The organism is Variovorax sp. OK212 (assembly GCF_900112425.1).
In the GTDB taxonomy this organism is placed as follows: domain Bacteria; phylum Pseudomonadota; class Gammaproteobacteria; order Burkholderiales; family Burkholderiaceae_C; genus Variovorax.
On record NZ_FOLP01000026.1, the window covers coordinates 24,269 to 38,163 of the forward strand.

The 13,895-nt window shown below is 68.0% G+C and carries 15 protein-coding genes; 8 read left to right on the plus strand and 7 right to left on the minus strand.

Annotated elements, in window-relative coordinates; all coding sequences use genetic code 11:
• The first annotated feature begins 224 nt into the window (after positions 1 to 224).
• Positions 225 to 446 (plus strand): hypothetical protein, encoded by a 222-nt coding sequence (locus BM004_RS36010; RefSeq protein ID WP_093135298.1) that lies wholly within the window; start codon positions 225 to 227, stop codon positions 444 to 446.
• Between the two features lie 30 nt (positions 447 to 476).
• Here BM004_RS36010 and BM004_RS36015 read toward each other — a convergent pair whose 3' ends face one another.
• Positions 477 to 917, minus strand: a complete 441-nt coding sequence (locus BM004_RS36015; RefSeq protein WP_143072622.1) for a hypothetical protein — start codon at positions 915 to 917, stop codon at positions 477 to 479.
• A 150-nt stretch (positions 918 to 1,067) separates the two neighbouring features.
• On the opposite strand from BM004_RS36015, the gene BM004_RS36020 reads away from it, so the two are divergent.
• From BM004_RS36020 to BM004_RS36050, 7 genes are all read left to right on the plus strand, one after another.
• The gene (locus BM004_RS36020; RefSeq protein WP_093220945.1) at positions 1,068 to 1,997 is read left to right on the plus strand and encodes an SMP-30/gluconolactonase/LRE family protein; all 930 of its coding nucleotides are present in this window, start codon (positions 1,068 to 1,070) and stop codon (positions 1,995 to 1,997) included.
• Positions 1,998 to 2,245: 248 nt separating this feature from the next.
• Entirely contained in the window at positions 2,246 to 3,079 is an 834-nt protein-coding gene (locus BM004_RS36025) for a DUF6502 family protein (RefSeq protein WP_093220947.1), read from the plus strand.
• A 5-nt stretch (positions 3,080 to 3,084) separates the two neighbouring features.
• Positions 3,085 to 4,443: a DUF5666 domain-containing protein gene (locus BM004_RS36030; protein WP_256220216.1), complete on the plus strand. Its 1,359-nt coding sequence runs from the start codon at positions 3,085 to 3,087 to the stop codon at positions 4,441 to 4,443.
• 261 nt (positions 4,444 to 4,704) lie between these two features.
• Entirely contained in the window at positions 4,705 to 5,184 is a 480-nt protein-coding gene (locus tag BM004_RS36035) for a hypothetical protein (RefSeq protein ID WP_093220952.1), read from the plus strand.
• Positions 5,185 to 5,246: 62 nt separating this feature from the next.
• Positions 5,247 to 5,693 carry a hypothetical protein gene (locus BM004_RS36040; protein WP_093220955.1) on the plus strand — a complete coding sequence of 149 codons (447 nt, stop codon included), beginning with the start codon at positions 5,247 to 5,249 and terminating at the stop codon, positions 5,691 to 5,693.
• 338 nt (positions 5,694 to 6,031) lie between these two features.
• Positions 6,032 to 7,732 carry a sensor histidine kinase gene (locus tag BM004_RS36045; protein ID WP_093220958.1) on the plus strand — a complete coding sequence of 567 codons (1,701 nt, stop codon included), beginning with the start codon at positions 6,032 to 6,034 and terminating at the stop codon, positions 7,730 to 7,732.
• A gap of 67 nt (positions 7,733 to 7,799) precedes the next feature.
• Positions 7,800 to 8,483: a response regulator transcription factor gene (locus tag BM004_RS36050; protein ID WP_093220960.1), complete on the plus strand. Its 684-nt coding sequence runs from the start codon at positions 7,800 to 7,802 to the stop codon at positions 8,481 to 8,483.
• Positions 8,484 to 8,513: 30 nt separating this feature from the next.
• Here the strand turns inward: BM004_RS36050 and BM004_RS36055 are convergent, their stop codons facing one another.
• The 6 genes from BM004_RS36055 to BM004_RS36080 are packed head-to-tail and all read right to left on the minus strand — an operon-like array spanning position 8,514 to position 13,895.
• Positions 8,514 to 9,419: a type II secretion system F family protein gene (locus tag BM004_RS36055; protein ID WP_093220962.1), complete on the minus strand. Its 906-nt coding sequence runs from the start codon at positions 9,417 to 9,419 to the stop codon at positions 8,514 to 8,516.
• A 12-nt stretch (positions 9,420 to 9,431) separates the two neighbouring features.
• Positions 9,432 to 10,424 (minus strand): type II secretion system F family protein, encoded by a 993-nt coding sequence (locus tag BM004_RS36060; RefSeq protein WP_093220964.1) that lies wholly within the window; start codon positions 10,422 to 10,424, stop codon positions 9,432 to 9,434.
• A 9-nt stretch (positions 10,425 to 10,433) separates the two neighbouring features.
• Entirely contained in the window at positions 10,434 to 11,804 is a 1,371-nt protein-coding gene (locus BM004_RS36065; protein WP_093220967.1) for a TadA family conjugal transfer-associated ATPase, read from the minus strand.
• A gap of 36 nt (positions 11,805 to 11,840) precedes the next feature.
• A complete protein-coding gene (locus BM004_RS36070) occupies positions 11,841 to 12,992 on the minus strand; it encodes a CpaE/TadZ family protein (protein WP_093220969.1) in 1,152 nt (383 codons plus the stop codon).
• Between the two features lie 19 nt (positions 12,993 to 13,011).
• Positions 13,012 to 13,440 (minus strand): TadE/TadG family type IV pilus assembly protein, encoded by a 429-nt coding sequence (locus BM004_RS36075; RefSeq protein WP_093220971.1) that lies wholly within the window; start codon positions 13,438 to 13,440, stop codon positions 13,012 to 13,014.
• Positions 13,437 to 13,895: a TadE/TadG family type IV pilus assembly protein gene (locus tag BM004_RS36080; protein WP_093220973.1), complete on the minus strand. Its 459-nt coding sequence runs from the start codon at positions 13,893 to 13,895 to the stop codon at positions 13,437 to 13,439. Before BM004_RS36080 ends, BM004_RS36075 begins: the two co-directional genes overlap by 4 nt.

The following is a 13,895-nucleotide window of genomic DNA, read 5'->3' on the forward strand; positions in this document are numbered from 1 at the left end:
GGAAGGGTCGTTGCGGCCGGCGGGGCTCGCGGCGGTCAACCGCGATTCCAGGGCTCCGTTGGCCATCCATGCACGTGTTTCCGTGCGCCCCCGAGGAGCTGACCTGTGCCCGCGCCGGTCGGCTCAAAACAGCGCGAGATGTAGCGTCGTGTAATTTCTTCGCACACACGCATGACCCTTGCGCCTACAAGAAAGCGCTTGCCCACGTGGAAAACTCGACGCCCATGGTGGAGACACAAAACCTGGACCCGAACGGCCTCTCGGCCCTGGCCGCCGAATGGCGCCGGCGCGCATTGCGCGGCGACGAGAACGCCCGCGGCATCGCGCATGCGCTCGAGGTAGAGGTGCGGCGCATCACCGGTGCGCGGCCCGCGCCCGTGCATGAGCTCGACACCCGCCACCTCGCGTTGCGCGAGGCTCCCCGCCCTTGGTGGAAGCGCTGGTAGGCCGGCGCCCTCTTCTCTTTCCCTCTCTCGTCAGTCGTCGACGCCTTCGAGCGACCGCGCATACAGCGCCGCCTCGGCCGGCGTCATCGCATCTTCGAGCGCCGCAAGCTCGACACGCTCGAAGTCATGCGCGATCCACTCGAACATGTGCGAGCGCGGCATGTGCGCCAGGTCTTCCCCGTCGCACCAGGGCTGCAGCCTCGCAGTCGCGCTGCTCAGCAGGAACCGCAGGTACAGCGCCCGCGCGATGCGAACCGCCGCAGCCCTCTCGGGGTCTTCCAGTGCATCACGGCAAGCCAGCAACTGCCGCTCGCATCGCGCGAGCCGTTCGCGCGCGTCGGCGCTGCGGTGCGTGCCGACATCGATCACCCGGCACCGCGTGTCTTCCATTCGATGGAATTCGCACAGCACCCGGGCGTAGGCATGCTGCTGGAGGAGGAGAAGCGCCCGGTCGAGAAAGCTGTCTTGCATGGTTCGACCATCTGACGGCGGCTCGCCGTGGCGCAGGCGTAGGACTTGAAGCAGAAAAGGCGCGCGATGCGCCCCACGCCGGCACGCCCGGTGCAAACTGGCGCCTCCCCTCCAGGCGCTTCCCCGCCTGCGCTCATTGAAGGAGCTCCGATGCGCATCCGAGAACTCGCCACGGGTCTGCAGTTTCCCGAAGGCCCGATCGCCATGAACGACGGCTCCGTGCTGCTCGTGGAGATCGCACGCGGCACGCTCACGCGCGTGCGCGCCGACGGGCTGGTGCAGGTGGTGGCCGACCTCGGCGGCGGACCGAACGGCGCGGCCATCGGGCCCGACGGCGCGGTCTACGTGTGCAACAACGGCGGCTTCAAGTGGCACACCGAGGCCGACGGCTGCGTGCGCCCGGTGGGCCAGGCCGACGACTATTCGGGCGGCCGCATCGAGCGCGTGAACCTTGCCACCGGCCGCGCCGAACGCCTGTACGACACGGTGGAAGGCCATGCGCTGTGCGGCCCCAACGACATCGTGTTCGACGCGCACGGCGGCTTCTACTTCACCGACCTGGGCAAGGTGCGCGAGCGCGACATGGACCGCGGCGGCCTCTTCTACGGCCACGCCGGTGGTGCCGCCGCAAGCGCCATCGCGCGGCCCGTGATGACGCCCAACGGCATCGCCCTCTCGCCGGACGGCAACACGCTCTACTACGCCGAGACCGAGGGCGCCCGCGTCTGGGCCTTCGACATCACCGCGCCGGGCCGCGTGCGCAAGGACGGCTGGCCGTCGCCGCACGGCGGCCGCATGCTCTGCGCCTCGCCCGGCGGCCACTACCAGCGCTTCGATTCGATGGCCGTCGACGCGCTCGGCAACCTCTGCGTGGCAACGCTGCTGCACGGCGGCATCAGCATCGTCGCGCCCAACGGTGGCACGGTCGAGCACGTGCCCTTGCCCGACCGCTACACCACCAACATCTGCTTCGGCGGACGCGACCGGCGCACGGCCTACGTCACGCTCTCGGGCAGCGGCCGGCTGATCGCCATCGACGACTGGCCGACGCCGGGGCTTGCATTGAACTGCGAGGCGTAGGACATCCGGCGCCCGCGGCAAGCGCCCCGCTCGCCGCGGGCACGAGCCGCGATGTCCGACATCTGGCCTGCCGATCGGGCGTACAGCCGATGGACCCTTCGCCCGTTACAGGGTAAACAGTAGTCCAAAGCTTTCATGCGAGCCGCATGCGCGCCGCATTGCAGATGACAATGGTTCTCAGGCTGTGATCCGCGGCAACCGCCGCCAACCTTTTTGCAACGTAGCTTCAGGAATAGACACTCGCCTTCATGGAACAACGGCTGGATTGGGCTCTTGCCGCCTGTGCACGCATTCTTCGGCCTGTGGTCAGGCTGGCCCTCGCCATGGGGGTCAAACACCCCCACCTGGAAGAGTTGCTGCGCGACCTGCTGCTCGAGGAAGCGCAACGCTCATGGCGTGCCCAGGGCGTACCCAGTCCCAATCTGAGCCAGTTGTCGGTGACGACCGGGCTCAATCGCAAGGCCGTGACCGCCAAGGTCCGGGCCACCGCCGACCCCCTGCCCCACACCGAGTTGTCGGCGGCCGCCAAGACTTTCACGTTGTGGTTGCAGATGCTGACCCAGGACGCCTCCTTCCGGCGCCTGCCCGTCACGGCAGGCCATACCGCGCCGTCGTTCGAGAACGTGGCGCGCATGAGCAGCCGCGGCAATGTCCATCACCGCACCATCCTCGACGAGCTGATCCGCCTGAACATGGTGACCGAGGCCGACGGGGTGGCGGAACTCACGACCGACGGCTTCGTGCCGGTGGAAGACCTGCAGTCGATGCTCGCGTTCCTGGGCGACAACGGCCGCGACCACCTGCTCGCGGCCGTTGCCAACACCTTGGGTGAGCAGCCCCGCATGCTCGAGCGCGCGGTCTATGCGCGCGGCCTCGCGCTGCAGGACTGCGAGCAGGTCCACCAGCTGGTGCGCGAGCGCTGGCTGGCGCTGCACCATGAGCTGGCGCAGGAAATGGCGCAGGCGGTCGGGCGAGCCCCGGCCGACGCCAACGGTCGCATCCGGGTCGGCATCTACACCTACTACGAGGACGAAGGCACGCCGCCGCCGATGCGTCCTCCAGAAAGCGAGCCCCGAAAATGAGCCAGATGACGCGACTCCGCCGGCTCATGCTCGGCCTGCTGTCCGCCGGCGCCATCGCGCTGCTGTTGTCCTGCGGTGGTGGAGGCGGCGGCGGCAGTGGGAGCGCCATCACCGGACTGGGCATAGGCACAGGGACGGGCGGGACCACGCCGGCAACCGCCGGGGGAGATTCGCCGACAGGCAACGGGACAGGAACGGGCGCCGCTGGAACGGGCACGGGTACCGGCGCGGGCGGCGATTCCAGCACCGCCGGCAACGGCGGCACCGACGGGTCCGGCGTGGGCTCGGGCGGGACCGGCGTCACGGCGGACGCCGCCGGCATCGGCTCGGTCGACGGCCTGGGCAGCGTCATCCTGAACGGGCTGCGCTACGACACCGACACCGCCACCTTCACCATCGAAGATGCCCCCGAACTGCAGATCGGCATGAGTGCGCGCATCGCGGGCAAGGTCGACGCCAACTTCACGAGCGGTGTCGCCAGCCAGGTCATGTCGGCGGCCGAATTGCGCGGCGCGGCCTCGGGCATCGACACGGCGGCAGGCACGTTCACCGTGATGGGCACCAGCGTGAGCATCGATTCGGCCACCGTCTGGGGCGATGCCAACGGCCTTGCGGATGTCACGGCCGGACACGTCGTCCAGGTCTGGGGCCTGCCCGGCGCGCCCGGCACCCTGCGCGCCACCCGCGTTCAGGTCACGCCGAGCCTGACGGATCCGCTGGTCACCGGCACCGTGCAGAACCTGGACGCAACGCACAAGACCTTCATGCTCGGCCAACTGACGATCGACTACAACGCGGCGGCCTTCTCCGGCATCGATGCATCGACCCTGGCCAACGGCGTCATCGTGCGCGCCCGCGGTACCGTGCCGCCGATGGCCGGTGTGCTGGCGGCCACCAAGGTGCAGGGCTGGTACGCCATCCCGGTGAGCGACGGCACCGCGCTGCAACTGGCCGGCGTCATCACCAGCTTCGCCTCGCGCAGCGCGTTCAAGGTGCTTGGCACGCCCGTCGATGCGGGCAATGCGCAGATCACCGGCGGGCCCGCGGGTTCGCTCGGCAACGGCGTGAAGGTCGAGGTCGACGGCTTCATGTCCGGCGGCGTGCTGATGGTGAAGAAGCTGCGCATCCGCCACGTGCCGGGCACCGGCGGCCCGGCTTCGTTCACGGTGATCGGCGCCATCGGTGCGTACCAGTCGCCCGCCAGCTTCCGCGTGCGCGGCCAGCCGGTGGACGCCAGCGGCGGCGGCGTCGTCTTCGAGAACGGCACGGTCGCCAACCTGGGCAACGGCCAGCGCGTGACGATCGTGGGCGACCAGGTGATCGACGGCGTGCTGATCGCGCAGCGCGTCACGTTCACGCCCTGAGCGCGCGGCGCGCCCGCGGGGCGGCGTTTTCCGATTCCGGCCCCGCACGGTCGCTCGGCCTCGCCCGTGCGCCACCCGCCGTGCGCCCGCTTGCTCACCGTTCGCGCGCCGCAGTCATCGACAAGACCACCGCGTTGATGTACAACCAAATAACTAAAGTGAAATTTTCACATTTGGTGCATCCGCGGCCTTGAGTGCCTTTCTTGTCTTTTTGAATGCCATGGCCCGGCGTGCTCCGAACGTGCAGACAGGAGCACTTGCATGCCGATCACTCTCCTTCTTCGACTGCTGCACGAGAGGTTCCCGGTCCCTCTCACCACCGAGCGCGACATCAGGCACGCGTCGGTGCTCCTGGCCACCGGACTCGTGGACGCCGAGTTCCACGTGGACAACCTGGGCTACCAGCGCTACGAGAGCGCATTGGTGTTCTCCATCACGGAAGCCGGGTACGCCGAAATCACCGCACTGCGCACCTGCCAGGCCGAAGCGGACAGCGCCAGCCAGCAGTGGCCCGTGATGCCGCTCGACTACCTGCGCAAGATAGCGGACGCCGTATTCCCCGTGTGCACGGACGACCCCGCGGAGATCAACTCCGTCGCCGTGCTGAACGCGGCGGGCATGGTGAAAGCCACGCTGCCCTCGCCATGCCGCGCTTCCGTGACCTCGCAGAAGCTCAGGCGGGCGGTGGTGCTGCACATCACGCCACTGGGACGGACCGCGGTGGTGGCTCGCCGGCGCTGAGCCGCAAAGGGCTGCATCGCTTCGTACGCCGGCACCCGCCAGTCACCGTCAGGAGGCACGCCATGAAAGCATCCAACTTCGAACTGCTGGATGGGTACTTCGAGGCCAGGCAGATCAAGCCCGCGCAGCCAGACCACGCCGAAGACCGCGCGCGCCGGCTGCACAGGCTGCGGCATCGCCTGGAAGGGTTGGCCGCCACGGTCTTCGTCGAGTTCGAGGACTACCTCAACGCCCGGCTCGGGGAGCGCGTCGAATGCTATGTGGACCGGCACGACGGCTTCGATACCGATACGCCGCCCTGCATCGGCTTCCGATGGGGCATCCAGGGCGGGCCGCTGAACTCGCTGGTCTTCGCCGGGAGCGTCGAGACGGGGCAGATCCACGCCACCTGGCAGTGCCGCAGGAACGGCCTGCGCTTTCACGGGGACCACACCGTGGATCCTTCGTGGGCGCCCCAGTTCGTCCACGCGATGCTCCAGGAACTCGTCTTGCAGTTCGCGCCGGTCTGATGCGCTGCCGAAACGGACCATGCTGCTTCTCAAAAAACGCACCGGCCGGTTACCCGAAGGGCATGCGCCTTTCGAAGACTGGCGCCGCGGGCTTCCTCGACAGCCAGTGAAAAAGCCAGCGCCGCGGCTTGTTTGCAACCAGAAGAAACAAATGCAGCAAGTCGATGCAATGCGCAAACCCCTCATTGTTTTGGACTACCAAAGTAGTAATGTGAAACCTTCACATACAGTGATTTCCGCCGAGAAAAATGGATTCCAAACTGTCACCGGCGAGTTGTGTCACTTCTGCCCGCATTCCAGGCGGCACGTGAACGGACTCGCGCAAAGGATGCCCTTCCATGCAAGCCCGTGCCACCGCCTCCAGCATCGACGCCAGCACGGCAGCGGAGGCCCTCATGGTCGCGCGCATGCGGCTCGTGCTCTCGGTCTCGGCACTGCTGGCTGTCACCGTCGACGCGGGTGACAACCGGCAACAGGTCGACAGCGCCGTCTGGCTCGCCTTCTCCGGCTACATCCTGCACAGCCTGCTGGTGTACGTGTGCACGCGCATGGGCCGCCCGTACTTCCAGGGCAAGGCCATCCACTGGACCGACGTGCTGTGGTTCACGCTGATCATCTTCGTGACCGACGGCGTGCAGAGCCTCTTCTTCCTCTTCTATTTCTTCGCGATCCTGACCTCGTCGTTCCGCTGGGGCTTCGAGGAAGGCGCCCGCGTGACGGTGGCCTCGGTCGCATCGTTCGCCGCCTGCGGCCTGGGCACGAGCACCGGCGGCGACGCGCCGCAGTTGCTGATGCGCACCACGTTCCTTCTCGCGCTTGGCCACATGATCGTGCACTGGGGCGGCTCCAAGCTCAACCTGCAGCGGCGCCTGGGCCTGCTGGGCGACGTCAGCCAGTTGTCGAACCCGCGCTTCGGCGCCGGCCGCACCATCGCTCGCACGATGGACAAGACGCTGGCCTTCTTCCGGGCCAGCCATTGCATCCTCCTGACGCACGACACCGCCACCGGCAACTGGATCCTGCGCACGCTGCGCAAGGACGACGCGTGCGAGCACGTGAGCGTGGAGACGATCGGCCGCATCGCCGAATCGCCACTCACCGCGCTGATGGCGCTGATGGCCCTGGCACCCGATCGCACCGTGCTGTTCAACCGCCTGCCCTGGCCGCTGAACCGGCTGTGCGCACCGAGCCACCTTTTCGAATCGGGCACTCCTGGCTGGCGCGCCGAGGACGAGGAAGGCGCACAGCGCAGCGCCGCCGTGGCGGCGATGCTGGAGGCCCGCGGCTTCATCAGCGCGCCGCTGCCGCTGCGCCTGGGTGAAGGCCGGGTCTTCGTGTCGTCGCGCGACGGCCTGTTCAACAAGTCGGATGCGCTGTTTCTCACCCACCTCATGGAGCAGATTTTTCCGGTCATCGAGACCATCGAGGTGCTCGACCGGATGGCCTCCGAAGCGGCGTCGGCCGAGCGCCTGAAGATCGCGCTGGACCTGCACGACACCGCCGTGCAGCCGTACATCGGCTTGCGCATGGGCCTGTGCGCGCTGCGCAAGAAGGTCGCGGCCGACCACCCGCTGCGCGCCGACCTCGACGCGCTCGCGAGCGTCGCCGACGGCGTGATTGCCGACCTGCGCCGCTATGCCGGCGAGGTCAGGCACGGCACGGACAGCCCGCGCGGGCTCGTGCTGCCCCAGCTGCATCGCCAGGCGGAGCGGATCAAGGGCCTCTACGGCATCGAGATCACGATCGACGTCGACGGCACCGTCCAGCTCGACGACCGGATGACCGCGGAAATCCTGCAGATGGCCGGCGAGGGCCTGAGCAACATCTGCAAGCACACCCAGGCGCGCCACGGCAGCGTTCACCTGGGCTGCAGCAACGGCCGGCTGCTGCTGCGCATCGAGAACGAAGCATGCGAGGCGCATTTCACGAAATTCAAGCCGCGGTCCATCACCGAGCGCGCCGCGGCCCTCGGCGGGCGCGCCCAGGTCAGCCAGTGCGACAGCGGGGGCACCGCGGTGCAGGTCGACATTCCCATCTGAAGACAGTCCGGTCCCGAGACCACGCAACCCCGAGACAAGCTCAAGCCGACACAACGAGGAGCCCGCCATGCAACCAGTCGCACACCCTATCGGCGTCCTGCTCGTGGACGATCACCAGACCATGCTGTGGGGCCTGTCCAGGCTCATCGACGGGGAGCAGCCCCGCATGAAGGTGGTCGGCACCGCCGGTTGCTGCGACGAAGCCGTGGCGCAGGCGCAGCGCCTGGCCCCCGACATCATCGTGCTGGACCTCGACCTGGGCGGCCATTGCGCGCTGGACATCCTGCCGCCGCTGCTGTCGAACGAGGCCTCGCGCGTCGTCGTCTTGACCGGCGAGCGCGAGCAGCGCACCCTGGACCTCGCGGTGCTGCGCGGCGCGCGCGGCGTGCTGCGCAAGGACGCCTCGGCCGAGCAGGTGATCGACGCGATCGAACGCGTGCACGGCGGCGAGCTCTGCGTCGACGCCCAGACCATGGGCCGCGTCTTCTCGGAGCTCACCTCGGTTAAGAAGCCGAAGGCCGACCCCGAGGCGGCCCGGCAGGCGAGCCTGACCCAGAAGGAGCGCGACATCATCCGCACCGTGGTGCGCGGCAGCGGGGCCTCCAACAAGGCCCTGGCCGCGCAGATCTTCGTCACCGAGCACACGCTGCGCAACCACCTCACGTCGATCTACCAGAAGCTGGGCGTGGCGAACCGGCTGGAGCTGTACATCCACGCGGTCAAGCACCACCTGGACGCGGCGGCGCACTGACCACAGGCGCCGCCTGCCCCATCGGGGCACTCACTGCTGCCCGCTGAGCATCGGCATGATCATCCGCACGATGCGGATCGCCGCCGGCGCCAGGATCACCAGCGAGATGCACGGGAAGATGCACAGCACCAGCGGCAGCAGCATCTTGGTGGGCACCTTGGCGGCCAGCTCTTCGGCGCGAATCTGGCGCTTGTGGCGCAGGTCCTCGGAAAACACGCGCAGCGACTCGCCGATGCTGGTGCCGAAGCGGTCCGCCTGGGTCAGCATGGTGGCGAAGACACCGATTTCCTCCACGCCCGTGCGCACCGCCAGGTTGCGCAGCGACTTCTCCCGCGTGCCGCCCGCGCGCATCTCGAGGTTGGTCCAGTGCAGCTCCTGCGCCAGCGCCACGCTCTTGACCTGGATCTCCTCGGTCACCTTGGCCAGCCCCGCGTCCAGCCCGAGTCCGGCCTCCACGCAGACCAGCATCAGGTCGGCGGCATCGGGAAAGTTCTCGAAGATCTCCCTGCGGCGCCGGCGGATGTGCATGAACAGCACCAGGTTGGGCAGGTAGCAGCCGACCAGCGCGGCCACGGCCAGCCACAGCAGCATCACCATGCCCTCCGAGCCCGTGGCGCGCAGGCCGAGGTAGGCCACGGCGGCCAGGCCCAGCGGCAACAGCGTCTTCAAGCCGAAATAGACGAGGTAGGCATCGGGGTGACGGATGCCGGCGTTCAGGAAACGTACGCGCAGCGGCGACAGCTGGGCATCGCTGGTCGGCGAGGACAGCTGCGCGAAGGGGCCGACGATCTTCACCGCGGTCTCGGTCCAGGGCGAGGGGCCCGCGGTTTGCGACACGGCCTGCAGCCGCTGCTCGGTGCGCGTGGGCATCAGCCACACCGACAGGCCGCCGATGGTGAGCGCCACGGCCAGGAAAACGAGGATGGGAAACAGCATGGTTCTTCTCCTTCAGACTCGAATCTTCACGATCTTGCGCAGGATCACCACGCCCACCAGCATCAGGATGAGCATGTACTTCACGACCACCTGCCCGGCCGGGTCTTCCCACAGCGGCGACATGAACTCGGGGTTGAACAAATTCATGAGCCCCGCCAGCGCGAACGGCATGAGCCCGAGGATCCACGCCGACAGCCGCCCCTCGGACGACAGCACGCGCACCCGCGCGAGCAGCTTGAGCCGTTCGCGGATCAGCCGGCTCAGGTTGCCCAGCACCTCGGTCAGGTTGCCGCCCGAATCGCGCTGGATCAGCACCGCCACCACGAAGTAGCGCAGGTCGGTGAGCGGCACGCGCTCGCTGAGATTGGTCAGCGCCTGCTGCAGCGACACGCCGAAATTGACCTCGTCGGCCACCATGCGGAACTCGCTGGCGATCGGGTCCGCCATCTCGTCGCCGATCATCTGCACGCCGCTTGCAAAGGAGTGCCCCGCGCGCAGCGCGCGCGTCACCAGGTCCAGCGCGTCCGGCAACTGCTTTTCCATGCGCGCGAGCCGCCGGCTGCGCTGGCGCTGAAGGTAGAGCATCGGCAGCAGCGCCGCCACGGCCGTGGCCACCAGCGTCAGCACCAGCGGCTGGCGCAGCAGCCATCCCATGACGACGAACGCGAGCACGCCGAGCACCGCGCACGCCAGCAGGAGGCTGGAGACCGTCCACTCCAGCCCGGCCTGCAGGATCACCCGGTCCAGCCGGTGCGCGCGCGGCAGCGTCAGCAGCATGCGCTGCAGCCACGGCACGTCGCTCAGCATGCGCTCCTTGGCCAGGTGGGCCTGCTGCGTCCGGTCGCTGGCCGCGGAGAACGCCTGCAGCCGCTTCTCGATCTTCCGCGCCTGAGGCCCCTTGTAGGAGCGCCACACCAGATACAGGCCTTCGATCATCAGCAGCACGGTCACGAAGACCAGCACCGTCATGGTCACGAGGGTGTTACCCCCCAGGTTGTCGAACATGGCCGCCTCCTATTCGTAGTGCCGGTCGGGCTCGAACATGGTGTCGGGCAGCGACACGCCATAGGCATGCAGCCGCTCGACGAACTTCGGCCTGACGCCGGTCGCATGGAAATGCCCGCGCACCTGGCCGTCGGGACCCATGCCGGTCTGGTGAAAGGCAAAGATCTCCTGCATCGTGACCACCTCGCCTTCCATGCCGGTGATCTCCTGGATGCTGGTCACCTTGCGCCGCCCGTCCACCATGCGCAGCACCTGCACCACCACCGTGATGGCCGACGCGATCTGCTGGCGCACGGTGCGGTGCGGCAGGTTCAGGTTCGCCATGCCGATCATGTTTTCCAGCCTCGACAGCGCATCGCGCGGCGTGTTGGCGTGGATGGTGGTGAGCGAGCCTTCGTGGCCGGTGTTCATGGCCTGCAGCATGTCGACCGCCTCGGCCCCGCGCACCTCGCCGATCACGATGCGGTCGGGCCGCATGCGCAGCGCGTTGCGCACCAGCGCGCGCTGCGTGATCTCGCCCTTGCCCTCGATGTTCATCGGCCGCGTCTCCATGCGCGCCACGTGCGGCTGCTGCAGCTGCAGCTCCGCGGCGTCCTCGATGGTGATGATCCGCTCGGTCGCCGGAATGAACCCCGAGAGGATGTTCAGCAGCGTGGTCTTCCCCGCGCCCGTGCCGCCGGAGATCAGCATGTTGACCTTCGCCTCGGCGAGCCCTTCCAGCAGCTGCGCCATCTGCGGCGTGAGCGACTTGAGGTCGTTCACGAGGTTCTCCATGCGCAGCGGGATCTTCGCGAAACGCCGGATGGACATCATCGGGCCGTCGAGCGCCACCGGCGCGATCACCGCGTTCACGCGCGAGCCGTCGGGCAGCCGCGCATCGACCATCGGGCTGGACTCGTCGATGCGCCGGCCCACCAGCGAAACGATCTTGTCGATGATGCGCAGCAGGTGCTTCTCGTCGGTGAAGCTCACGTTGGTCAGCTCCAGCCGGCCGCGCCGCTCCACGTAGATCCGCTCGTGCGAATTGACCAGGATGTCCGAGACCGTGGGGTCGGCCATCAGCAGCTCGATCGGGCCGAAGCCGAGCATCTCGTGCTGGATGTCGCGGATCAGCGTGCGGCGCTCGATGTCGTTGAGCGCCTCGGGCTCCTCCTGCAGCAGCCGCCCGACCATGGTCGAGATCTCCTGGCGCAGCACGTCGGGCTTCAGCGTTTCGAGCGCGGCCAGGTCGAAGCGGTCCAGCAGCTTCAGGTGCATGCGCTCCTTCAGCAGCTTGTACGCGTCCGACGCGAAGGCCGAGGTGGTCAGGTCGGCGGCGTGGCCCGCCGCCGCATGGTCGGGATCTGCCTCGACCGCATTGAGCTGTTCTCTGAATGACATGGGAACCTGCCTTGCTGTTGAAGAATGGATCGGCGCTCAGGCCCGGCGAAAGAGCCGCCCGATGAACCCGGGTGCGGCCTCCTGGCGCGGGCTGAGCGTGTGTGCGATCTCGCCGAGCCGCCTGGCGAGCGTGCTGCCGCGCGACATCTCGGCCAGCGGAATGCCGCGGTTGATGGACGCATCGACGTCCTTGCCGCCGTCCGGCACGATCGTGAGCGTCGCCCCGACGAGCGAACGGCGCATGTCCGACAGCCCGATCTCCCCGCCACCGGCACTGCGGTTCACCAGCAGCTCGACCTTGCCGGGCGCGTAGCCGAGCGACTTGAACACCTGCATGAGCCGCGTCACGTTGCGGATGTGCGGCAGGCTCGGCTGCAGCACGGGAAAGATGCGGTCCGCGCGGTCCAGCACGCGAATGGTGAGCGTGTCGATGCGCGGCCCGAGGTCGAACAGCACGAAGTCGTACTGCGTCGTCGCCACCTGCAGGATCGCGTCGATGTGCTCGGCCTTGACGTCCATCGCACGCGAGAGGTCCTCGGGCGCGGGCAGGATGCTGAAACCCGGCGCCACCCGCACCACGCTGGCCGCGAGCAGCGAGGCGTCGAGCCGCCCGATGTCGCGCGAGACGTCCGCCATGGTGGAGGTCGGGCGCACATCGCTCACATACGACAGCGCATCGCCGAACTGCAGGTTCAGGTCGATCAGCAGCACCGAGCGCTCGCGCGAGAGCTGGTGCGCGATGTTGGTCGCGAGAAAGGTCGCGCCGCTGCCGCCCTTGCAGGGCATGAACGCGACGACCTGGCCGGGGCTTCGCGCCTGCGTGCCCGCCAGCTTGAGCGCGATGCGCTCCACGGCGGCTTCGAGCGCCAGCGCGTCGGCCGGCGACGGAAGCACCTCGCGCACGCCGGCGCGCATGGCATGGATCAGGAACTCGGGCGTCTGCATCGCGCACAGCAGCACCACCGCGACCGACGGATGCTGCAGCGTGAGCTTCTCCACCAGCGAGAGCTCCTGCGGGTCGCAGCACATGCCGTCGACCAGCAGCAGCTCGGGCGCAGCCTTCTCGACCACCCACTGCATCCGGCTCTTGCCGCCCTCGAACAGCGACACCGCATGGGAGCGCCCCTCGAGCACCTTGCGCATGTCCTGGAGATGGTTCGGATTGGGGGAGATGATGGCGATCTTCATGGTCGTGTCCGGTACGTTGCTAGGAGCAGATGGCCGCGCTGTTCGGGTCCTTGCGCATCACTTCGCGCGGCAGGAAGGTCGAAAAGCCGGGCATGGGAATCAGCGGCGCGGCGGCGCCCACGATGGGAGAAATCCACTGGTAGTTGAGGCCAGTGATGCTCACGGTGACGCCCTGGCAGGTGGCCGCCGTGCAGCCCGACGGCTCCCAGGCCACCGACACGGTGTTGATCTGCGGCAGCAGCGCCTTCATGCGCGCGAGCACCAGCGCCTGCTGGGCGGTGTCGTCGCACACCACGGCGTAGCGCGCGCCGGCGCGCGTGGCCTCGCCGGCCGCGCTCCAGGTGAACAGCATCCGGGAGAAGTCCACGACGCCCAGGAAGAGCATCAGGAAAATCAGCAGACCCAGCGCAAACTCGACCGTGGTCGCGCCTCTGACGTGGTATTTCATGACGGAGCCCTCATGGTGGCGCTGATCTCGCTGAAGACGATGTCGCCGTTCGCGTTGGCGAAGACCACGCCGATCACCGAAGGAAACAGCGAATGGAAGGTGTAGCTGCTGACCCGAACCGTGACCGTGGTGATGATCGGGTTCGCCCCGCTCGACTGCCAGGTGCAGCAACTGCCCGAAGGCACGTTCGACAGCGTGAGGCCGCGCGCCAGCCGCGCCCCCGTGCCGGCGGTGTTGCCGTACACGATCAGGTTGCGCGCCTCGGTGACGCGCGTGCCGGGCGTCTGCACCGACAGGTAGCGCACCGCGTCGCGGGTCGACTTGACGACCGCGTTGTACTCGTACATCGCACGTCCGAACTCGGTGGCCATGAAGGTCAACAGCAGCAGCAGCGGCGTGATCAGCGCCAGCTCGATCAGCGCGGTGCCATGCTGCAAGCGGGGAGAGGTCTTCAT